Raw genomic sequence first — 22,350 nt, 5'->3', positions numbered from 1 at the left:
CATTAGCTCAGTTGGTAGAGCATCTGACTTTTAATCAGAGGGTCGAAGGTTCGAGTCCTTCATGGCTCACCATTTTTATTAGCGGAAGTAGTTCAGTGGTAGAACATCACCTTGCCAAGGTGAGGGTCGCGGGTTCGAGTCCCGTCTTCCGCTCCAAAAGGTGTAAATATCTACACGTACTTGATTGATATTATGAGTTGTGTTATAATAATAAAATAAACAAGTGATTATGCGGGTGTAGTTTAATGGTAAAACCTCAGCCTTCCAAGCTGATGTCGTGAGTTCGATTCTCATCACCCGCTCCATAACTTTATAAGGGGCCTTAGCTCAGCTGGGAGAGCGCCTGCCTTGCACGCAGGAGGTCAGCGGTTCGATCCCGCTAGGCTCCACCAAAATTAATCGTAACCTTAGATGACATATCTAAGGATTTTTTATTTGTGTAAAAGTTGAAACTATTATTCTATCTTTCCTTTCATTACCATTTTAAAATGGTAAAATAGAAGTAGATATTGAGAAAAAAATTCATAAAAACGTGAAACTTTTTCTTGAGTGGTTCGTATATAAACTAACCGCAATTTAAGCGGAGGTAATAAATAATGGATAGAATAGTACAGCAGTTAATAAAAGAAGTAAAAAAAGGCGATCAACAAGCGTTTGGAGAAATTGTAGAATTGTTTAAGGATAAAGTATATCAGCTATCATACCGTATGGTCGGTAATGTACATGAGGCACAGGATATTGCACAAGAGGCTTTTTTACGTGCTTATACTAACATTGATAGCTATGACACTTCTCGCAAATTTTCTACGTGGCTCTTTAGAATTACTACAAACCTTTCTATTGATCGTTTAAGAAAGAAAAAACCAGACTATTTTTTAAGTGATCCGATCTCTGGTAGTGAAGGTTTGACGGTTCAGTCTCAAATTGCAGCCGATCAAGATTTACCAGAAGAGCAGGTAGTAATAATTGAAATGCAAGAATGGATTCAGGATGAAATAAATCAACTTCCTCCGAAGTATCGTTCGGCGATCATACTCAAATACATTGAAGATCTTTCCCTAAAAGAAATTAGTGATATTTTAGATTTACCTGTATCGACGGTAAAAACAAGAATACATAGAGGGAGAGAAGCTTTAAGAAAGAGAATGCGAAATAAATAAAGGGGGATTTAATATGGCTTGTGAGCCAAAGTATGTATCCTTAATGCATAAATACTTTGATGGTGAAGCTTGTGAAAAAGAACGAGCAGATCTCTATGAACATATAAAACAATGTGAAGCTTGTAATGAACATCATAAAGAATTAAAGCGTACGATTGCATTTGTTCAAAGTGCTTCTCATATTTCTGCACCGAAAGATTTTACAGCTAATGTGTTAAAGCAATTACCAGAGTATAAAAAGACGACATCGCGTACATGGAAAAGGTGGATGAGACGCCATCCTTTTTTAGTAGCTGCTGCTTTATTTTTAATATTTATGTCATCTAGCGTTGTATCTCTTTGGAACCATCAAGAAGGGCAACTAATGGTTTCTGGTGCTGGGAATATCCAGATTGATAAGGAAACGGGAACAGTTGTTGTCCCAGAAGGTGAAGTAGTTGAAGGCGATCTAACGATACGCAATGGAAAACTTGAAGTAGCTGGAGAGATCAAAGGAAGTGTACTGCTAATTAATAGTGAGCAGTATTTGGCATCTGCTGGATCTGTAAGCGGTGAAATAAAAGAAATTAACCAGGTATTGGACTGGACTTGGTATCATATAAAGGAGTTTTTGTTAGAAGTGATCAATGTATTTGATCGGGAAAACAAATAAATAAAGATTTCATTATGTTTTATAGTTTGAACATAAAAGCAAAAATATTGAGGTATTTCTTTATGTTATAATGAAAAGGCTACTTAATATAATTTACAGTTATGTTTTATTAATATATGGAGGATACAAGCATGTTTCCTGACGGTGAAATTCAATTTCTTAGACATTTAGGAAGTATAGTTGATATATTACTGGTCACCTATGTCATATATAAGTTAATTATGGTTATTCGGGGTACGAGAGCCGTCCAATTACTAAAGGGAATTACAGTTATATTAGCTGTCTGGTTCTTAAGTAATATTTTAGGTTTACGTACACTTCATTGGCTTATGACACAAACGGTGACATATGGTTTACTAGCAATCATTATTATTTTCCAGCCTGAGCTTAGAAGAGCGTTAGAACAATTAGGTAGAGGGCGGTTTTTCTCGAGAACAAATGCACCACAAGAGGAATTAGCCACAAAATCGATTGAAGCTATCTTAAAAGCATCGAGTTATATGGCTAAGCGGAGAATTGGTGCTCTTATCTCTATAGAGAGAGAAACGGGAATGAATGATTATGTTGAAACAGGGATTGGTATGAATGCGAAATTAACATCAGAATTATTAATTAATGTATTCATACCGAACACTCCTTTACATGATGGAGCAGTCATCATTAAGGAAAATTCGATATTAGCTGCTGGGTGTTACCTTCCGCTTTCGGAAAATCCATTTATCTCAAAGGAATTAGGTACACGACATCGTGCAGCGCTTGGTATTAGTGAGGTTACTGATAGTATCACGATTGTTGTTTCAGAAGAAACCGGGAATGTGTCTCTTACAAAGAATGGAGAACTTCACCGCGATTTGAATGAAGAACAATTACGGCATCTTTTAGAAAAAGAACTAATTACTGAAGCATCAACTACATCCTCTCGTTGGCAATGGGGAGGTAAGAAAAATGGATAAGTTTATTAATAGTCCTTGGTTTGTAAAAATTATTTCATTTTTCATTGCTTTAATGCTTTTTATGATGGTGAACTATGATAACTTACATAATCAACCCCCAGGCGTACTGCCTCCAGTAAGCCCTGGTACTTATACATTAGAGGAAGTTGATGTTACAGCGACCTATGATGAAGAACGATTTGCAGTGACCGAAATGACAGAGAGTGTCCAAGTGAACTTGAAGGGTCCTCAAAGCTCAATAACACTCTTTCAATTCACACGCCCATCTTATGAGGTATATGTTGATTTAACGGACCGAGAAGCTGGTGTGCATCACGTAAGTATTGAACATCGAGGGTTCCCTAATGATGTTACGGTTTCAATTGTGCCGCAATTTGTGCGTGTTGTTCTGCAAGAAAAGAAAACAGTTTCTTTACCAGTAGAAGTGGAACTAGTTAATTCAAATGAAATCGAAGAAGGGTATTCCATTGGTACACCAATTGTTACCCCAGTAAATGTTGAAGTTACGGCTGCAGAAGAATTTATTGACCAAGTAGCAATAGCAAAGGTTTATGTAGATGTAAAAGGTGCGGATAGGACACTAGAAAAAAGTGCACCTGTGAAGCTTTACGATCATTTTGGTAATGAGCTGCACCTAGATACGGACCCTTCTGTAGTGGATGTACGTATTCCGGTTACAAGTCCATTCAAAGAGGTTCCCGTGAAAGTAACTAAAGAAGGCGAACTCCCTGAAGGGTTAAGTATTAATTCGTTGACGGTCGAACCAAAAGTAGTTACAATTTTTGGTCCACAAGATGTTTTAAACAATATATCCTTGATTGAAGGAATTGTATTAGATCTAAGTCAAATTACACAAAGTCAAACGGTACAGTTAAACGTAACAAAGCCCCGTGGAGTGGAAAAGGTAGATCCAGAGGTTATCAATGTAACTGTTGAGTTAAGTGTAGAAGAGACCTTAACCATTGAAGATATACCAGTTGAAATTACTGGGTTACCTGAAGGATATGCAGCTGAATTTTTAATCCCTGAGGATCAAGCTACTGATATTATACTCAGAGGTTCACGAGCACTTTTAGATAAAGTGAGTAGGGGAGATATTCAAGCATTTGTAGATATAAACCAACTTTCTCCAGGAGAACATGAAGTTGATATACAAGTAGTTGGCCCACAAAACTTATTATTTGTAACTGAATTTGAAAAAGCGTTAATTATAGTAGAAGAAATTGAAGAAGAAGATCAATAAGGGATTTATTAAGGAGAGATAATTCATGGGTAAATATTTTGGAACTGATGGAGTACGTGGTGTAGCTAATTCCGAGCTAACCCCAGAACTTGCATTTAAATTAGGCCGTGCTGGTGGATATATTCTGACTAAAAATACACAAAAGCCTAAAGTATTAATTGGACGTGACACTCGTATCTCTGGTGAGATGCTTGAAGGAGCACTCGTTGCTGGGTTGCTTTCAATTGGGGCAGAAGTGATGAGGCTCGGGGTTATTTCTACTCCAGGTGTTGCTTTTCTTACAAAAGCATTGAGTGCACAGGCTGGAATTATGATTTCAGCTTCTCATAACCCCGTTGCAGACAATGGAATTAAATTTTTTGGGCCAGATGGATTTAAATTATTAGATGTTCAAGAAAAAGAAATAGAAACTCTTTTAGATGAAGAAGATACATTACCTCGACCAGTCGGTTCGGATTTAGGTCAGGTGAATGACTACTTTGAAGGTGGCCAAAAATATTTGCAGTTTTTAAAACAAACTGTACAGGAAGACTTTTCTGGCTTAAGTATTGCGCTTGATTGTGCTCATGGTGCAGCATCTTCATTAGCTCCACATCTATTTGCCGACTTAGAGGCAGATATCTTTACAATGGGCACTTCACCTAACGGAATTAATATTAATGATGGAGTCGGGTCTACACATCCAGAAGCACTTGCGTCTTTAGTTGTAGATAAAGGAGCACATATTGGGCTTGCATTTGATGGGGATGCCGATCGTTTAATTGCAGTTGATGAAAAAGGAAATGTTGTTGATGGCGATCAAATTATGTATATATGTGCTAAATATATGAAAGAACAAGGTTGGTTAAAGCATAATACAGTTGTCTCAACAGTAATGAGTAATCTAGGGTTCTATAAGGGAATAGAAGAAATTGGTGTTGAAGCGAAGCAAACAGGTGTTGGTGATCGTTATGTTATGGAAGAAATGAGAAAGGGCGGTTATAACCTTGGTGGTGAACAATCAGGACACATTATTTTCCTTGATCATATTACAACAGGCGACGGGATGCTGTCAGCGCTACAGCTAGTCAATATCATTAAGGCAACTGGAAAACCACTGTCACAGCTAGCAGGTGAGATGAAAAAATTCCCTCAAGTTCTCGTAAATATTCGCGTGACGGATAAAAACGCCGTCGAGGAAAATGAAAAAGTGGCAGAAGTGATTGCGAAAGTAGAAGCAGAAATGGCCGGTAATGGCCGAGTGCTTGTACGCCCATCGGGAACAGAACCTTTAGTTCGTGTTATGGTAGAAGCTAAAACAGAAGAACTTTGTGAACAGTTTGTGAATGAAATCGCAGATGTTGTGCGAGAGCAAATGGGATTAGTAGAATAGGAAAAAGCGGCACAAGACGTGCCGCTTTTGCATATTTTTTACTATATGACTCATTTTTTATTATTAGTAAAAGTGGTAAATGATTGTAATCAATTGACATTTTTATAATTTAATTAGGAAATCGATTGACCACTTTTGACGTCATATTGTATGATTATCTTTGACTTTGAAAAAAGAGAGGAGGTCAGACAACTTTATTAATTTTTGAAGCGCCTGAACTATTCTAGGGAAATGAATAGTTGACGAGGAAGGGGTTTATCGAAGATCGGCGGATGCCCCTCGGTTGAACATCACAACCGAAAGTTTTTGTAAAAAGCAGAGAGGTGACTTTCTGTACAAAATCAAAAGCATTGGTGTCATTAAGGAATTTAGATGAGTGGGGGCAAGATTATGCCCTAAGGATAAGTAAATCAACATGGGTGTTCCTTGCCTCCAGATTAGGAGGAAATGAACCATGTGTGGAATTGTTGGATATATCGGAACGGAAGATGCTAAAGAAATCCTATTAAGAGGTTTAGAAAAACTAGAGTATCGTGGATATGACTCTGCAGGAATTGCGATTGTAAATGAAGAGGGTGTGCACCTTTTTAAAGAAAAGGGACGGATTGCAACCCTACGTGAAGTGGTAGATGAGAATGTTAATGGAACGGTTGGAATCGGTCATACACGTTGGGCAACACACGGTGAACCGAGTAAAATCAATGCTCATCCTCATCAAAGTACTTCACATCGTTTTACGATTGTGCATAACGGAGTCATTGAAAATTATGCACAACTTAAGCGTGACTTCTTACAAGACGTTACATTCGAAAGTGACACAGATACTGAAGTTATTGTTCAACTAGTTGAAAAATCTCTTAACGAGGGCCAAACGGTAGAAAAAGCCTTCCGTCAAACATTATCATTACTAAAAGGGTCGTATGCGGCAGCATTAATTGATGAGAAAGATCCAGAGAAGATCTATGTCGGAAAAAATAAAAGTCCTCTTTTAGTTGGTATCGGTGAAGATGTGAATGTTGTTGCTAGTGATGCAATGGCGATGTTACAAGTCACAGACACATTTGTTGAATTAATGGATCAAGAGATTGTTATTGTAACTCGTGACAACATCGAAATTAAAAACTTAGCTGGAGTAACAATTTCTAGAGACCCTTTTAAAGCGGAGTTGGATGCAAGTGACATTGAAAAAGGTACGTATCCGCACTTCATGTTAAAAGAAATTGATGAGCAACCAGTTGTTATTCGTAACATCATATCTAAATATAAAGATAGTGAAGATAAGATCCAATTAGATAATAATATTCGAGAAGCGATGAAAGAAGCAGATCGTATTTATATTATTGCAGCAGGAACAAGTTATCATGCAGGTCTAGTAGGTAAGCAACTGATTGAGCGACTTGCAAATAAACCTGTAGAAGTTCACATTGCAAGTGAGTTTTTATATAACATGCCGATTTTATCGGAAAACCCACTCTTTATTTTTATATCACAAAGTGGTGAGACAGCAGATAGTCGTGGCGTTTTAGTCAATGTGAAAAAGCTTGGCTATCGTGCACTAACAATCACGAATGTTCCTGGCTCAACCTTATCACGTGAAGCTAATTATACGCTTCATACGTATGCAGGACCAGAAATTGCGGTAGCTTCAACAAAAGCTTATACAGCACAGATGGCTGTTCTTGCTATTTTAGCTGTAGACACTGCTAAAGCTCAAGGAATTGATATTGACTTTGATCCAATTTACGAGCTAAGTCTTGTTGCTACTTCTATTGAAGCTTTATGTGACCAAAAAGAAACACTTGAAAAATTAGCTCGTGATTTCCTATCAACGACTCGTAATTGTTTCTTTATTGGTCGTGGGCTTGATTATTTTGTCGGTCTAGAAGGAGCTCTAAAGTTAAAAGAGATTTCTTATATCCAGGCGGAAGGTTTTGCAGGTGGAGAACTAAAGCATGGTACGATTGCTTTAATAGAAGATGGGACACCTGTGATTGCGTTAGCAACACAAGACCATGTAAACTTAAGTATTCGCGGAAATGTGAAAGAAGTTGCAGCTCGTGGTGCAAACCCTTGTATTATTAGTATGGAAGGTTTAGAGGATGTAGATGATGCATTTGTTATTCCAAATGTTCATGAATACCTTGCTCCACTAGTGAGTGTAATCCCATTACAGCTTATTTCCTACTACGCAGCTTTACATCGCGGTTGTGACGTTGATAAACCACGTAACCTAGCAAAATCTGTAACTGTTGAATAATACGACATACTTGTAGGGTATGGATGATACAAGAAGAAAAGAAGTCTAAAAAGACGAGGCCAAAACGGTCTCGTTTTTTTAAAAGCATAAATCTATATTAGGGAATAAATTACCATGTTTAAAATCACAACTCTAGAAAACAATATAATTAAATCTTATTAAGGAGTTGATTTCTAGTGGCAAACAACAATTCTTCAAACCAACTAGTAGCACCAAATGCACAGCAAGCAATTGATCAAATGAAAATGGAAATTGCACAAGAATTCGGTGTACAACTCGGAGCAGACGCTACTTCCCGCTCAAACGGTTCTGTAGGTGGGGAAATTACGAAACGTTTAGTACAGATGGCTGAGCAACAACTTAGCGGTTATCAAAGATAATAGTATTTGAGGAAGAGTATATACTCTTCCTCTTATTTTTTTATTGCGCTATTTAGTTTTCTTTAATAAGTATTTAGTAGTGGTGAAGTGGAGTCCTTCATGAAATGAAATAAAACTAAGAGCGTCTGAAACATTATCAAAACTGGTTCCAAATAAAACAAATGGTTTAGCAAAAGTAGCATTACCATGCTCGCTACTTAACTTCTGAACGGCTTCTATTTGCTTTTGAGACATTTCAACTATTTCAGCAACAGATGGTGCTTCCTCTGTCCATTCTGACGGCTTTGTCCCCATATCAAACAATTTTTTATATAGACTAGGTAAAACAGGTTCATAATGTTCAGAGTGTCTTAACACACTTTCCGCGATTACTAGAACATGTCCAGCATTCCAGCGAATTGAATTATTAAACCCTTCTGGTATTGCGTCTAATTGATGTTCTTTTGCAGCATTAAGAACTTGAATATTGGCGAATCGAGCAAATGTAAATGCAGTTAAAGCCATGTAACCACTCCTCATTTTTTTGATAATTCCGATAATATTGTAATTGATTTTTAGTCAAAAGGGAAATAGTATGCTCAAGGTAAGAGGCAGAAAATAAAATAGTGCTGAATTGATGGTAATTATAGTAAATTATTTATAGGATAGATTTAGTTTGTAATTAAATAATGGTGGAGGCGAAAGACCAATGATCGTAACAACGACACATGTTTTACAAGGAAGAGAAATTGAGTCTTACTACGGTATTGTTAGTGGAGAAGCTATAATGGGCTAATGTTGTACGGGACTTTTTAGCAGGTATAACCGATATTATTGGTGGTCGAAGTGGAGCCTATGAAAGTAAACTTGCTGAAGGGCGTGAGCTAGCCATTAAGGAAATGGTTGAAAGAGCACGTAAGATGGGGGCTGATGCTGTCGTTGGAGTCGATCTTAACTTTGAAACCTTAAGGGATGGTATGATGATGTGTATAGCGAGCGGGACGGCTGTAAAGTTAAAAGTATAGTAAAAAAGTGAATGACTTTTAAAAGGTGTCAAACCTGCTCAGGAACGACACCTATGAGACATTCACTTTATTTAATGGATTGTATATGGTTACTCGTAGTGATCGAATCAATGATCGAGTGTATGAGGTGCTTAGGCGCCATTTCACCACCAGAGAAAAGCTGTATGGCTGATTGGCGTGATAGTAGTTTTTTAGTAATCTTATCTTCACTCCAACCTCTATTGTAAAGAGAGGTCGTTTCAGATATGAGCGTTTGAAGAAATTTTTTCTTTGCTTCAAGTGCTTCGTGCCCATGTCCTACAATGCCTGCATGCCCGCAGAATATTGTATCAAAACGATAGTCTAAAATATGATTAACCGAAGTGAATAATTGTGGTATCGATTCACCTTTCATTCCATATAAAAGCCTCTTACCTAAAAACAGATCACCTGCAAAAAGCCAACCATTTGTTTCATTTACTAAACAAATATGATCGGTAGAGTGTCCTGGTGTTTTAACAATCGAAAACTGATGATTTTCAGTTTCAATCGAGGTTTCAACGATCTCCCCATGAACTGCTGTTAACTTTTTCCCCCAGATTAATCGTCGATAAAAAGGAATAGAAGGAGGGTTCTGGAGTAAATCAGCTGACAGTTTGCAAAGTTTTATTGGTATATTAAGAAGTTTAGATAAAGCGGCCGCATTGCCAGCATGATCTTCATGATGATGTGTAAGAATAATTTGTTTGGGTTGAACGTCTTTTGCAAATTCAAGCACTGCATCCTTTACACACATTGGCCCTGTATCAATTAATAAACCATCCACGTAATAAACATTAAATGTAAAGCTTCGTCCAAATTTCTTGATTGTTCCATGCAGACAAGTTACTTCGTCGTGTGTTGAAATTGTTTTAAAAAGTTTCAAAATGATCACCTAGATTTTCTATGAATGATTATTCAGTTTATATTTTACCACAAATTTGTAAAATCAATTAAGCAGTATTAACTGTTTGTGTAGAATTAGTAAGAATGATACATTTAGGGTGGCGAAACTTTTTTAGGAGGTATTAACATATGCAAGAATATCTAATTGTTCTTAATAAGGAAGAAGATACGATTTCTATTGTTAATTTAAAGACAAATAATATTGAAAAGACAATTGAAACCGCGTACAATCCACACGAAGTAGTTGTAACTCCAGATGGTAAAAAAACGTACGTTACGTGTTCATTAGGAAATAAAATAAATATCATTGACAATGATACATTTGAAATCGTAAAAACACTAGAGCATCCTGACTTCAACTTCCCACATGGCCTTGGAGTAACGAGTGATGGAAAGAAGATTTATATGGCATCAACTTATAGTGAGAAAGTATTTATTATTAATAGTGATACTGATGAAATTGAAAAGGTATTTCCTACATATCAGAAATTATCACATATGATTTCATTTTCTCCAGATGGAAGAACGGTCTATATCCCGAATATTGGTTCTGATAATATGACGGTTATTGATACAGAAAAAGAAGAGATTGTTAACCATTTTCCTGTTGGTAAAGCCCCAGAGGGAGTTGCTGTTCATCCAAATGGTGTGCATTTATATGTAGCTAATCAAGGTGATAATAATTTATACGTTATGAATACAAAGACACTTGAAATTGAGTATAAGCGTCGTGTAGGGAATGTTCCTATTCGTATCGTCTTTTCACCCGATGGAAAATATGCGTTAGTTCCTAACCGAGAGTCTGGTGACTTATCGATCATAGAAACGGCTCACGAACTTAAAGGAAATGTTCGACCGTGGGAAGTAAAACGAATCCGTGTAGGTGTATGGCCTGGAGGTACTGTATTTAATGAAGAGGGTACACTTGCTTTTGTAGCTAACAATAAAACCAATGATATTTCTGTTATTAATATGGAGACATTAAAAGAAGAAGACCGAATTGAAGTTGGCATCCATCCTGATGGAATTGCATACTTGAAAAAATAACTCGTTAACGTTTAACAACATACTTTGACAGATAAAAATATTAAAAGTCAAGTAGCACTATAAATAGAAGATCCTATTGTGTAGAAAAATAAATACATGATAGGATTTTTCTATGGCTGTACAAACTGGAGGTTGTAAAAATGCAACAAATTATAAATTGGGGTATTTTAGGTGATGCTGGTATTGCAAAAAAAGCAATTATTCCTGCTATCCAGAAAGCCCATAATGCAAATATAATGGCTATCGGTAGTCAAAAAAGAGCACCCAAGCAAACGGCAGAAGAATTTAACATCCCGAAAGCTTATGACTCATACGAACAATTGTTATTAGATCCAAACATCGATGCGATCTATATTCCTCTACCGAATTCATTACATAAAAAGTGGGTGATAGAAGCAGCGTTAAACAAAAAACATATACTTTGTGAGAAACCAGCAGCGCTCTCTAGTAATGAAGTAAAAGAGATGTTATCTGTTTGTAATCAAAATAAGGTTAAATTTTTAGAAGCATTTATGTATCAATTTCATCCGCAACACCACAGAGTCAGAGAGATTTTGTTATCAGGTGAAATTGGAGAAGTTAAACAGATGAATTCGACGTTTACCTATTTGCTAGATATAACGGGAAATAACATTCGCCTTAACCAAAACCTTGGTGGTGGCAGCTTATATGATGTTGGTTGTTATTGTATTCATGCAATCCGATCTATCTTGCAGGATGAACCGATTTCTGTCTATTGTAAAGGGAATATAGATGAAGGAAATGAGGTGGATCTTACTGTACAAGGAGTTATGACTTTTCAAAATAAAGTGATGGCAACATTTACAAGTAGTTTTGAACAACATCCAAGTAATACTTATGAAGTAATCGGAACAAAAGGAAAAATAATAGTACCTCATGCCTTTCGTCCAGATAAGCAAGACGGTGTAGGAGAATTAAAAATTATTACTAAAGAAGGCACTCGTTTAGAACATGAAGTAGAAGACCAGTACCGTGCTCAAATTGAATATTTTTCAAAAGCTATTTTAACGGATAAAGAAGAGCTAATAAGTAATGAAAAGCATACTATACAAAATATGCAGGTTATCGATGCTTGCTTTCAGTCACTTATAGAAAATAAGAGTGTCGACATTGTTTAAATAACAAAAAATTAGTTTGTATGTCATGAAAACTTTCATTATACTATTGGGATAAGAGCAAGACAGGAAGGAAGCAATCGAATGAGTAAACAAGAAGTATTACCGAGAAAGACATTTGCAATTATTTCCCACCCAGATGCTGGGAAAACAACATTGACTGAAAAAGTTCTTTTACTCGGTGGTGGAATTAGAAAAGCTGGAACAGTAAAAGGAAAAAAATCAGGTGTATATGCTACATCTGACTGGATGGAGATTGAAAAGCAACGTGGGATCTCTGTCACATCGAGTGTTATGCAGCTCGAATATGAAGGAGTTCAAATAAATATTTTAGATACGCCTGGACACCAAGACTTTAGTGAGGATACGTACCGTACATTAACAGCAGTAGATACGGCAGTCATGGTTATTGATGGTACAAAAGGTATAGAGGCACAGACGTTAAAATTGTTTAAAGTATGTAAGATGCGAGGAATTCCAATCTTAACATTTATAAACAAGCTTGATCGTGAAGGAAAAGATCAGCTAGATTTATTAGCTGAAATTGAAGAAGTGCTAGAGATGGAAACTTACGCAATGAATTGGCCGATTGGAATGGGAAAGACTTTAAAGGGCATTTATAACCGGACAGATCAAACAGTTGAAGTATTTATAGAAGGGCAAGAACATCAAGTTGTGAGTCTAGAAGAGGCCAATCTTCGCGATTATGAAACCGAAAAGCTAGAAGAAGATATTATGCTTCTTGATGAAGCGGGAAATTCTTTTTCGATGGAAAAAGTAAGAGAAGGAAAAATGACTCCAGTTTTCTTTGGGAGTGCATTAAGTAACTTTGGGGTTCAAGGCTTCCTTGATCAATTTGTACGACTAGCCTCACCACCACAGCCTAGACAATCCTCAAATGGAGAGATACAACCTAACTCACCACAATTCTCTGGGTTTATTTTTAAAATTCAAGCCAATATGAACCCAAAACATCGCGACCGGATTGCGTTTTTACGTATCTGTTCGGGTGCTTTTGAGAGAGGTATGGATGTTACCCTTGCACGAACTGGGAAAAGGATTAAGCTAGCCCAGTCCCATCAGTTCTTTGCTTCGGAGCGAGAAACGGTTGATGATGCTTATGCAGGTGACATTATTGGAATTTACGATTCAGGAGTATACCAAGTAGGGGATACATTATTAACAGGTAATGAAATTTTTCAGTATGAAGAATTGCCACAGTTCCCACCAGAGAGATTTGCCAAAGTTATAGCGAAAAATGCGCTAAAACATAAGCATTTTCATAAAGGGCTTCATCAGCTAGTTCAAGAGGGAACGATACAGTTATACCGAACTCCTTATTTTGATGATTATATTTTAGGAGCTGTCGGTGAATTACAGTATCAAGTGTTTGAATATCGAATGAAAAATGAATACAATGTTGATATTGAATTAAGCTATTTACCGCATTCTCTTGCTAGATGGGTAGTTGAAGGTGAAATAACTGACAGAATGACAGATAGTCGAAAGCTACTCGTTAAGGATTTACATGATCGCAAAGTTATCTTATTTGAAAATGAATTTACGTATAATTGGTTCATTGATAAGTATCCAGAGATAAAGCTTTCATCTGGTTGGGATATGTTATTTTAAGGGATAAAAAAAGCTGACACTTTACTAAGAGGTGTCAGCTTTTTACGTTGAGCGATTGATCTATATAATTTCAGCCTTATTCTGCGTAGCATTTATTTCAGAAAGCCATTGAGATGTATAATCAAATAATTTAAGTTCAAAGGAATAGCTCGAGAACGTATGATCTGCCTCCTGAACAAATGAATAATGAGTAGGAGCACCTCTGCCTCTTAAAGCATGATAATAATCTAAGGCGTTTTCAGAAGGTACATCCTGATCTAAGGCAGCATGGATGATGTATGCAGGTCCTCTATAGTTGTGAACTGATTTTAATGGATGATGGAGCTTAAGATCCTCAAAGAATGACTGGCTTAAGTTAAACCCCTGGTAATCAAAAACTCCTTCTTTATTTGCATGGCTGACAGCCTCATGGCTAGTAATTCGAACGATATCCTTATATGGCCTAGCAACGGGAGACCAGAGAATAAGCTGTTTTATTCGCTCATCTCTACTTGCTGTAATAGAGGAAACGGCCCCACCTAAACTGTGACCAACGATTGTTAATAAGTTAGGATCCACTTGATCAATTGATAACACATAATCAATTGCTGATTGGAGTTCTTTAACCTGTTTTGTTAATGTGACCTGACCATAATCTCCTTCACTTTCACCACAGCCGCTAAAGTCAAAGCGGAAAACAAGAAATCCACGTTCTGAGAAATAGTTTGCTGCTTTTACAAAAAGTCGGTGCTCCCCAACTTTACTCCCGACAAAACCGTGTACAAAAATGATAGCGGGGACGGCTTCTTTTAATGAGTATTTAGGAAAGTGAATCATACCAGATAACAACGTATTTCCTGATGAAAAATAAACAGGCTTAATCATAAAAACTGCCTCCAATTACAATTAATCATATTAGTTTACTTGGTTTTATTATAAAGGGAAGCTATACCTTTTTCAAGATGAATTTAAAGGTGAGATAATACTTTGTCATTTATTTTGCAAAGTTACGAAAAAAAAACCGAGATTAGAGCTTTAAAGCTCTAATCTCGGTTTTATTTTGATCAATTTGGTGGTCCCACTTTTGAAGTGAAGCAATAGCTTCCTCATACATTTGCTTATCTACATGTTTTGTACCGTTTTGGTCATAATGAATATAGTAAGCTAAACCCTCTCCCGTAGTGTGAATACTTACACCACGAACTTTATCTTTTTGCATAACTATCGACTCCTATGAAGATATCTTTTATGTAAAATACATTAAAAAGTGAAGTAGTAATTAACCATACAATTTTATATAATACATGATAACTTAGAATAAATAAATATGGATTTACAAATAATAATCGTCAAATTATCGAAAAAAGTAAATGAAAAAGGCTAAAAGGAAAATCACTTTCAGAAAAGTCATATTTTGGAGAAGATTTAAACTTTATAAAAGTAAAAACTTTCTACTTTATCTCAAAATTCTTTTTGTTATATAATAGCCGATGAGAGAAAAATTGAAATATATAGGGGATGAAACAGATATGAAAAAGTTTTTAATGGTTATGGCAGCTGGTATGTTACTAGTTGGCTGTGGAACAGCAGACACTGAACCTTTAGAGGAAACAGAACAAGCAGGCGGTGCAACAGAAACAGAAGAAGTAGCAGAGGTTGAGGAAGTGGGCTACTTAACAGCTGACGAGTTCAAAGAAAGAGCACACGAAGGAAAAACTTATAGTTCTTATGCAGCTGAATTACTATTATGGGGTTCTGCTCAAGAAATTCGCTATATTGATACAATTGATACAGATAAAGAAGAATATGGTGCTTATAAAGTAGATATCATTCAAGTTGAAGATGGTTATGTTGCAGTTGCTTTTGATGGTGAAGAGTTAACTGGAACATGGTTATTTGATACAGTAGATGAGCTTAAAGAGGAAATTGAAGCAGCATCAGCAGAATAATAATAAAAAGTGAGGAGCATAGTTCCTCACTTTTTTTCGTTTTTTTTCTCAGAGAGTGTTGCTATTTTTTATCTAATCGTTTTTTTAAAATATTATATCGAACAATAAGGTAAATACTAATTAGGATAAGCAAAATAAATAAAACTAATCCAATCTTTAAAAAGTATCTCTCTACTATGTACCATTTGCTACCGAGCTCCTGTCCTAGTGTGATAAAGATAAACACCCATGCAAAAGCACCTGTATACGCAAATAAAGAGAATTTCGTAAACTTATATTTAGATATCCCAGATAAGTATCCAGTAATATGACGCACACCAGGAATAAAGTAACCGATGAACAGGAGTATAGGTCCATACTTATAAAATAACCGTTGAGTATAATCAATCTTTTTATGTGAAATATGAAAACGTGGTCCATATTTCATTAAAAACGGCAACCCAAGTTTTGCACCTAAGAAATAACTAATCGATATTCCGATAGCTGAACCTAAGAAGGCTGACAATAAAGCCAATACATAAGACATTTTGCCAAGATATGTATAATAACCAATTAATGTGAGTAAAACTTCATCTGGTATAGGAAGGCCAACAATTCCTCCTACAAGAATTATTATTATGGCAATATAGCCATACTTCATAATCAAAAACTCAAATAACTCCATAATTTCCCTCAATCATTAATCAGGATTTTGCCTACAATGTTAATTCATTATAAACTTTAAATTTTAATTTCGTAAACGAGAAATTTTTAATACTTTTTTCTGGCTGGCTGGCTATTGGACCGTTAACCAAGAATGGGCTTGGTATGTCAATTGGCGAATGAACTTCTAGATCATATAAGGTATAATCTAGATAAGAAAAAAGTAGTAAGTATCATACATACTAGCTTAGACTAACGATTGTGAAACAAAACATTGATAGAGGAAATTTAAGAATTGAGTTAAGTCCGAAGATCATTAATAACACAGATAAAAATATAAAAAGAGTATTTAAAGGAGAGGGTCCCATATGTTTAAACGCATTCTGCTTCCTGCTGATGGGTCAGCGCATTCAATAAGAGCTGCTGAAAAAGCGATTGCTATAGCAAAAGGTACTACTGGAGCAAGTATAACAGTATTATATGTGGTAGATGGAAGTACGTCTAAAGCCGATGTCTTAAAAAACTGGGATGCTTTAGGAATAATTGCCCAAAGGAAAGAGAAGCTTAGTGAGGTTGAGAAACAAGCTAAGAGTGAGAACCTTACTTATGAAATAAAGATCATACGAGGTGAGCCAGCACCTGCAATTATTAAATATGCCAATGAGCATCATTTTGACTTAATTGTTATTGGTAGTAGAGGTTTAAATACACTACAAGAAATGGTTTTGGGGAGTGTAAGCCATAAAGTCGCAAAGCGCGCAACTTGTCCAGTTATGATTGTAAAATAACACAAGTTAAATGTAATGGTTTTAATAGAATTGTAATGTTATAAACCTTGACAAATTGTCATTATTTTTTTAAAATTCAGACATATACATTAGTAATAACGAAAAACAGCCTAAAAGAGGTTGTTTTTTTATAGGTAACAATGAAAGCGTTTACAAAATAGGGTGATGGAATGGGGGATGAGTATTGAAGCGAGCAAGTTATTCTAAGGAGTTTAAGGTAAAGGTGGTGAAAGAAGCAATCGAGTCTGGGAATAAATCATTAATTGCTAGGAGGTATGTATTAAGCGTAGGTTTAGTTCACCGTTGGGTTGTTGAATACCAATCGGGCAAGTTTCAAAAGAGGCGCTTAAGAAATAATATTGCTTTTGAAGAAAGCTAATGAATGAGTATACAGTCAATCTATAATCTACTAGTCATCTTCTATTATTTGTCCTATTTTCTATGAGGTACTTATCTGGAGTTTGTGAGCGCTTAATCAGTTTTTACTAGAAAGTCAAAAGAATTTGGTTGATAGTTAGTTGGTTTTGGGCTTATTTTATTGATTTAATGAGCCCACATTTACTTATATAGATTAGTGGTATCTGCTATTAACTGAGCGTTCATTCTCTTTATCCACTCACTATGCTATAATGGATCAATAATAAATAGGGTGGTGGATGGAGTTTGAAATTATCCAATAAAGCATTATTTCTTTTAATTGCAGGAATTGCTTTACTCTACGGTTTTTTATATTGGATTATTGGCAGTAGAATTGTCGAATAATTTCTGTTGTTAATTTCCATAATTTCACATATTCTTATCTCAAGGAGATAAACAAAAAATTGTGCACGAAGCTCACAAGGATTCTCCCTTTTGGGCTTTTTTTGTGTGTTTTTTTTGTAACTGATACAGCTGTTTATCGTCTAACTAAAGGGAGGTGTCCTTTTTTGGAGAGCACATTCGATCGTTTGTATGAAAAGTATCATCAGTCATTATTTCAATTTATCTTTTATATGGTAAGAAGTCGGGAAACAGCAGAAGAGTTAGTTCAAGAAGTTTATATAAAGGTTCTCCAATCTTATGTGTCTTTTGAGGGGAAGAGTAGTGAAAAGACATGGTTATATTCCATAGCAAGAAATGTTGCTATCGATTGGATAAGGAAACAAAATCGTCAGAAAAGAAAGTGGTTAGGTTTACTGGGCCCAATTGAAAAAGAAGATATCCGAGATACAGCTCCTTTACCAGAGGATGTTGTAACGCAATCAGAAGAATTACGTCTAATTTATAAAGGGTTAGAAAAGTGCTCTGCTGACCAGCAGCAGGTCATTATCCTTAGATATGTTCAGTCACTAACTATTACTGAAACAGCAAAAGTTCTTGGATGGTCTGAAAGCAAAGTAAAAACAACAACACATCGAGCAATTAAAGCTCTAAAGGATTACGTAGGACAGTCAAGCCTTGAAGCTGTAAAGGAGGGATAATGTGGACAATAAAGACAACTTTGATTTTGATAAGTTGGAGAATAAGCTAAAGCAACTACCAAAAATCGAAGACCAGCGATCAAAAGAAGTTATTTTTCAAAATATAAAAAAGCAAATGAATACTGCTCCTAAGAAAAGACGAAGGCAATGGTTAATGCCAACTATTGCAAGTGCAACAGCTGCTGTCCTTTTATTTGCATTAATCCCAATGATGTTAAATAACGAAATGGAAGAAGCTTTACCAAGCGGCGAAGAAGCTGAAGTAGTAAATGAGATGTTTAGGATTGATGCAGAAGATACGCAAGAAGTTGTAGAAGAAGCATTAGATGAAACGGTGGAGTATACCAATTATATACCCGCGATACTAGGCGACAATCTTGACTCCAATCAAAGAGTTGTTACGGTGCCATTCCTTGACGACCAGGCCAATTTTATTGTGCCATTAAGCTTTATCGTACGAGATGATGATACCATCTTAAATCAAATTGCGGCCATATTAGAAGAGTACGATCCAACGCATGTAGGCCTTCTCGATACACCACTTAAAGGAATTACGATGGAGGAAGTTTCGACTACAACGGTTGATGTGAATATCCCACAAATACTAGCCGGATCTGCTAACGAAACTATGTTAATTGAGCCATTAAAGATGTTGTTAGCCCCATTAGGGTATGAATACTTCAACGTTTTAGTTGACGGTCAAAGAGGAGTTGACATCGGTCAGTATGGTCCGATGGAAAATCAGGGAATTTCGAGCCCGCCTGCAGGATACACAGTCTATGAGAATTTTACAGGAAGAACGTTTTTAATTGCTGGTGGACTGGGGGAAGTTGTTGGGCTGTCGCTTGGGGACATCATTGAGCCAATGGTATCTAATCTGGTAGAAGGTTTAGAGATTGAACAGATGGAATACCAGACAGGTCAACCTGTGACTATTTCATTTAAGCCTGGAACTAATCTTGCAGGAAATCCTGATGGCTTAATGTTATTAGAAGCAATCTTGTTAACAGCAAAAGATTTTAATGTTGAGGAAGTTGCCTTTAGTAATACGGGAGTAAATGAGCTGGGTCCATATAACTTAGATGAAGCCGTTCCAACAAATATATATCCAAATGGAATTGCTTTTCGTTAATTAGTAATAAAGGGCAGCCTATTATAGGACTGCCCTTTATTACTGTATTTGTTATCGCATACTTTGTTGCTTTTTGGATGTTTTATAGATCAATACGCAAGGCGAAATCTAAAAATCTTACTATCTCTTTACATTTCGACAAAACGGGAAATGCTATTAGTCGAACATTGCTTTCCCGGGAAATGAAGTGTCGAAAATACTAAAATGAGGAGTGGTTGGAGCCATGAGTATCTAAAGTAAGTAGCATAGTTGAAAAACCTGTTGCTGTTACAGCAATTACTGACAAAAGTATTTCTGTAGGGGAAATCACAAAGATACCTCCAATAACGACAATAAAGTCAATAATGAAAATCATAATGCCTATATTAATTTTAGAGAAATCAGCAATCATTTGCGCAAGTAAATCAAGGCCACCTGTACTAATATCAACTCGAAACATAATGCCCACCCCAGCGCCTAAAATAAGCCCACCCAAAATCGCACTTAAAAGTGGGTTTATTTCATAAGGTATTGCTAGAAAACGAAACCAATCAATGAAAAAAGACGAAACGAGAAAACCTGGAATACTATAATAAAAGAAAGCACGATAATATTTCCAGGCAAAGATATAAATAGGGATGCTTAATAAAATGATTGTGATTCCAACATCGAGCTGCCACACGTAATGAATGATTAATCCTACTCCAATCATCCCTCCGTCGAGAATATGGTGTGGAATGAAGAACTGATTAATACCGTAACTTATTAAAAGACTACCAAACAGAACAGCAAAAAAACGTTTAATCATGAGAAGCACCTTTCGCTTGTAGGAGTTTAGGAGCTTGGCTCTCTAATAAGTAAGGTATATGCATGTCTTATTATGTTAGAACTAAAATCAAAGAAGCCCGGCTTTTAAATAAGTCAGGCTCCCTTATTGCAGTAGCTTACGAGTCGAAAATTCTTTTAAAAGAGTTTTTTCGTTTAATGAAGCAGGCGCATTTTAAAAATGATAGTTATATTAGATGGGACAGAAGAGCGCTAGCAATACCGAAGTAAATTAATAGTGAAAATATATCATTTAAGGTTGTAATTAACGGTCCAGATGCTACCGCTGGGTCTACCCCCAGCCTGTATAACGTAAGAGGAATAACTGTTCCAGCCATCGTCCCGACAATTAAAGTAATTAATAAAGATACTCCAACGACTACACCTAGAATTAAGCTACCTTGCCAAATAAAAGCAATAAGGAGAATGAGAATACCACAAACAATTCCAATCGTAATTCCGACTCGAAGTTCCCGGAAAATTAACTTAATGACTGTTTTTCTGTCAACAGTCGTTGTTACCATTCCTCTTACAACAACAGCAAGTGACTGTGTACCTGTATTTCCTGTCATACCAGCAATCATCGGCATAAAGAAGATAAGTGCAAGGACTTGATCTAATGTTTCCTCAAAGCTACTAAGAATTTGCCCTGATACGAGACCAATAAACAAAAGTAATATAAGCCATGGGAGCCGCCGTGCTGATGCTGTTAACGCTTTTGTGTTGAAGTCGATGTCTTTACCAGAAGCAGATAACTTCTCAATATCTTCGTTCGCCTCTTGTATAACGACATCGATGGCATCATCGACTGTAATAATCCCTAATAAGGTATGATCACTATCAACGACAGGGACAGCAATAAAATCGTAACGTTCAATGATTTGAGCAACATCTTCTTGATCGGCATCCACTGGTACAGAAATGACACGACTAAACATGATATCGGAGATTTTATCATCAATATGGGCAATTAATAGGTCACGATAAGAAACAACTCCGACAAGCTTTCTATCTTCATTAATGACATATAGATAGTAGATGTTTTCTGATATACCAGCATAAACTTTAACTTTATCAACAGCTTCACGAACGGTATAATTTTCTTTAATCCAAATAAACTGGTTGGTCATTAATCCCCCAGCAGTGTCGGGAGGGTAGTTCATTAAATCTCGAACATTATTTGATTCTTCTTGCTTCATTGCATTTAGAAATTCTTGAATTCTATCACCAGAAAGGTCGGTTAATAAATCAACAACATCATCATTATCCATTAAATCCATAACTTTTGATGATCGTTCAATACCGAGCTTGTGTAGCATTTCAATTTGTAGGTCGCGTTCTAATTCAGCAATTAAAGCTGCGATTTGATTGGGTGTTAAAAATGTTAGAAATCTGTGGTGATGCTTATCTGGTAAGCCGCGGTATAATTGGGCAAAATCATAAGGGTGAAGCTCATCTAATAGTTGCTGAAGGGCATTTCGCTTTGACTCTTTTAAATATTTAATGACCAAAACTAGCATTTGGTCTTCTGACATGTTAGCCACCATAATATCACCCACTTTAGTTCGTTGTGTATTCTATGCAAGGTTTGTTTTATTGGATTGGATAAAGCACTATTAAAATGTACTAGAATATGTTCGATTAGTAAATAATTTTTCTATGTTAAAGCATGCTTTAAAAATCGTTGGTTTAATGTTCATTGTGTGTGAAATATAAGTTCTAATAGTGAGCCAAAGTGAACATTCAACGTTAATAGAGCTTTTATTATAAAAATACAAGTATGTGTAATACTTTAATGAGAGAACCTTGAATTAGATGTTAAACAAATAGGAATAG

General features: G+C 36.1%; 23 protein-coding genes, 3 tRNA genes and 1 pseudogene. 20 read left to right on the top strand and 7 right to left on the bottom strand.

What is annotated here, in order from left to right; translation table 11 throughout:
* Positions 1–81 precede the first annotated feature (81 nt).
* The 10 genes from GKP30_RS21300 to GKP30_RS21255 all read left to right on the top strand — a co-directional run bounded on the left by GKP30_RS21300 (position 82) and on the right by GKP30_RS21255 (position 8,017).
* Positions 82–156, top strand: a tRNA-Gly gene (locus tag GKP30_RS21300).
* A gap of 75 nt (positions 157–231) precedes the next feature.
* A tRNA-Gly gene (locus tag GKP30_RS21295) sits at positions 232–305 on the top strand.
* Positions 306–316: 11 nt separating this feature from the next.
* Positions 317–392: transfer RNA gene (locus tag GKP30_RS21290), tRNA-Ala, on the top strand.
* A 204-nt stretch (positions 393–596) separates the two neighbouring features.
* Positions 597–1,160, top strand: coding sequence for an RNA polymerase sigma factor SigW (gene sigW, locus GKP30_RS21285; RefSeq protein ID WP_216831478.1), 564 nt, complete (start codon positions 597–599; stop codon positions 1,158–1,160).
* A gap of 13 nt (positions 1,161–1,173) precedes the next feature.
* Positions 1,174–1,812: an anti-sigma factor family protein gene (locus GKP30_RS21280; RefSeq protein WP_216831477.1), complete on the top strand. Its 639-nt coding sequence runs from the start codon at positions 1,174–1,176 to the stop codon at positions 1,810–1,812.
* 131 nt (positions 1,813–1,943) lie between these two features.
* Positions 1,944–2,765 carry a diadenylate cyclase CdaA gene (gene cdaA / locus GKP30_RS21275; RefSeq protein ID WP_216831476.1) on the top strand — a complete coding sequence of 274 codons (822 nt, stop codon included), beginning with the start codon at positions 1,944–1,946 and terminating at the stop codon, positions 2,763–2,765.
* Positions 2,758–4,008, top strand: a complete 1,251-nt coding sequence (locus GKP30_RS21270; protein WP_216831475.1) for a CdaR family protein — start codon at positions 2,758–2,760, stop codon at positions 4,006–4,008. The genes cdaA and GKP30_RS21270 overlap by 8 nt, the downstream gene beginning before the upstream one ends.
* Positions 4,009–4,033: 25 nt before the next feature.
* Entirely contained in the window at positions 4,034–5,380 is a 1,347-nt protein-coding gene (gene glmM, locus GKP30_RS21265; protein WP_216831474.1) for a phosphoglucosamine mutase, read from the top strand.
* A gap of 454 nt (positions 5,381–5,834) precedes the next feature.
* The gene (gene glmS / locus GKP30_RS21260; protein ID WP_216831473.1) at positions 5,835–7,637 is read left to right on the top strand and encodes a glutamine--fructose-6-phosphate transaminase (isomerizing); all 1,803 of its coding nucleotides are present in this window, start codon (positions 5,835–5,837) and stop codon (positions 7,635–7,637) included.
* A gap of 176 nt (positions 7,638–7,813) precedes the next feature.
* Complete coding sequence (locus GKP30_RS21255; protein WP_216831472.1) at positions 7,814–8,017, top strand: small, acid-soluble spore protein, alpha/beta type; 204 nt, start codon at positions 7,814–7,816, stop codon at positions 8,015–8,017.
* A 48-nt stretch (positions 8,018–8,065) separates the two neighbouring features.
* Here GKP30_RS21255 and GKP30_RS21250 read toward each other — a convergent pair whose 3' ends face one another.
* The gene (locus GKP30_RS21250) at positions 8,066–8,521 is read right to left on the bottom strand and encodes a DinB family protein (RefSeq protein ID WP_216831471.1); all 456 of its coding nucleotides are present in this window, start codon (positions 8,519–8,521) and stop codon (positions 8,066–8,068) included.
* A 184-nt stretch (positions 8,522–8,705) separates the two neighbouring features.
* On the opposite strand from GKP30_RS21250, the pseudogene GKP30_RS21245 reads away from it, so the two are divergent.
* A pseudogene (locus tag GKP30_RS21245) lies at positions 8,706–9,021 on the top strand (YbjQ family protein).
* A gap of 67 nt (positions 9,022–9,088) precedes the next feature.
* Here the strand turns inward: GKP30_RS21245 and GKP30_RS21240 are convergent.
* Positions 9,089–9,925, bottom strand: coding sequence for an MBL fold metallo-hydrolase (locus GKP30_RS21240; RefSeq protein WP_216831470.1), 837 nt, complete (start codon positions 9,923–9,925; stop codon positions 9,089–9,091).
* A 149-nt stretch (positions 9,926–10,074) separates the two neighbouring features.
* Here GKP30_RS21240 and GKP30_RS21235 point away from each other — a divergent pair, with 149 nt between their 5' ends.
* From GKP30_RS21235 to GKP30_RS21225, 3 genes are all read left to right on the top strand, one after another.
* Complete coding sequence (locus tag GKP30_RS21235) at positions 10,075–10,992, top strand: YncE family protein (protein WP_216831469.1); 918 nt, start codon at positions 10,075–10,077, stop codon at positions 10,990–10,992.
* Between the two features lie 140 nt (positions 10,993–11,132).
* Complete coding sequence (locus tag GKP30_RS21230) at positions 11,133–12,131, top strand: Gfo/Idh/MocA family protein (RefSeq protein ID WP_216831468.1); 999 nt, start codon at positions 11,133–11,135, stop codon at positions 12,129–12,131.
* A gap of 81 nt (positions 12,132–12,212) precedes the next feature.
* Positions 12,213–13,760: a peptide chain release factor 3 gene (locus tag GKP30_RS21225; protein WP_216831467.1), complete on the top strand. Its 1,548-nt coding sequence runs from the start codon at positions 12,213–12,215 to the stop codon at positions 13,758–13,760.
* Positions 13,761–13,820: 60 nt separating this feature from the next.
* On the opposite strand, the gene GKP30_RS21220 is transcribed toward GKP30_RS21225, so the two are convergent.
* Both GKP30_RS21220 and GKP30_RS21215 read right to left on the bottom strand, forming a co-directional pair.
* On the bottom strand, positions 13,821–14,624 hold the full coding sequence (locus GKP30_RS21220; protein WP_216831466.1) for an alpha/beta hydrolase family protein: 804 nt from the start codon (positions 14,622–14,624) through the stop codon (positions 13,821–13,823).
* 142 nt (positions 14,625–14,766) lie between these two features.
* A complete protein-coding gene (locus GKP30_RS21215) occupies positions 14,767–14,958 on the bottom strand; it encodes a hypothetical protein (RefSeq protein ID WP_216831465.1) in 192 nt (63 codons plus the stop codon).
* A gap of 151 nt (positions 14,959–15,109) precedes the next feature.
* Between GKP30_RS21215 and GKP30_RS24065 the strand changes: the two genes are divergently transcribed.
* Positions 15,110–15,223 carry a KxYKxGKxW signal peptide domain-containing protein gene (locus tag GKP30_RS24065; RefSeq protein ID WP_216831464.1) on the top strand — a complete coding sequence of 38 codons (114 nt, stop codon included), beginning with the start codon at positions 15,110–15,112 and terminating at the stop codon, positions 15,221–15,223.
* A 45-nt stretch (positions 15,224–15,268) separates the two neighbouring features.
* Positions 15,269–15,688, top strand: coding sequence for a hypothetical protein (locus GKP30_RS21205; protein ID WP_216831463.1), 420 nt, complete (start codon positions 15,269–15,271; stop codon positions 15,686–15,688).
* 61 nt (positions 15,689–15,749) lie between these two features.
* Here GKP30_RS21205 and GKP30_RS21200 read toward each other — a convergent pair whose 3' ends face one another.
* Complete coding sequence (locus tag GKP30_RS21200; RefSeq protein WP_216831462.1) at positions 15,750–16,352, bottom strand: DedA family protein; 603 nt, start codon at positions 16,350–16,352, stop codon at positions 15,750–15,752.
* Positions 16,353–16,698: 346 nt separating this feature from the next.
* Between GKP30_RS21200 and GKP30_RS21195 the strand changes: the two genes are divergently transcribed.
* The 4 genes from GKP30_RS21195 to GKP30_RS21180 all read left to right on the top strand — a co-directional run bounded on the left by GKP30_RS21195 (position 16,699) and on the right by GKP30_RS21180 (position 19,710).
* Positions 16,699–17,118: a universal stress protein gene (locus GKP30_RS21195; RefSeq protein WP_216831461.1), complete on the top strand. Its 420-nt coding sequence runs from the start codon at positions 16,699–16,701 to the stop codon at positions 17,116–17,118.
* Between the two features lie 184 nt (positions 17,119–17,302).
* Complete coding sequence (locus GKP30_RS21190) at positions 17,303–17,497, top strand: transposase (protein ID WP_216831460.1); 195 nt, start codon at positions 17,303–17,305, stop codon at positions 17,495–17,497.
* 547 nt (positions 17,498–18,044) lie between these two features.
* On the top strand, positions 18,045–18,578 hold the full coding sequence (gene sigX, locus GKP30_RS21185) for an RNA polymerase sigma factor SigX (protein ID WP_216831459.1): 534 nt from the start codon (positions 18,045–18,047) through the stop codon (positions 18,576–18,578).
* A 1-nt stretch (position 18,579) separates the two neighbouring features.
* The gene (locus tag GKP30_RS21180) at positions 18,580–19,710 is read left to right on the top strand and encodes a hypothetical protein (protein ID WP_216831458.1); all 1,131 of its coding nucleotides are present in this window, start codon (positions 18,580–18,582) and stop codon (positions 19,708–19,710) included.
* A 199-nt stretch (positions 19,711–19,909) separates the two neighbouring features.
* On the opposite strand, the gene GKP30_RS21175 is transcribed toward GKP30_RS21180, so the two are convergent.
* Positions 19,910–20,497, bottom strand: a complete 588-nt coding sequence (locus GKP30_RS21175) for a YitT family protein (protein WP_216831457.1) — start codon at positions 20,495–20,497, stop codon at positions 19,910–19,912.
* A 205-nt stretch (positions 20,498–20,702) separates the two neighbouring features.
* Positions 20,703–22,061: a magnesium transporter gene (gene mgtE / locus GKP30_RS21170; protein WP_216831456.1), complete on the bottom strand. Its 1,359-nt coding sequence runs from the start codon at positions 22,059–22,061 to the stop codon at positions 20,703–20,705.
* Between the last annotated feature and the right edge of the window lie 289 nt (positions 22,062–22,350).

The organism is Alkalihalobacterium elongatum (assembly GCF_019024285.1).
Classification (GTDB): Bacteria; Bacillota; Bacilli; order Bacillales; family Bacillaceae_F; genus Alkalihalobacterium; species Alkalihalobacterium elongatum.
This window is presented reverse-complemented; position numbering and strand designations above follow the sequence as displayed.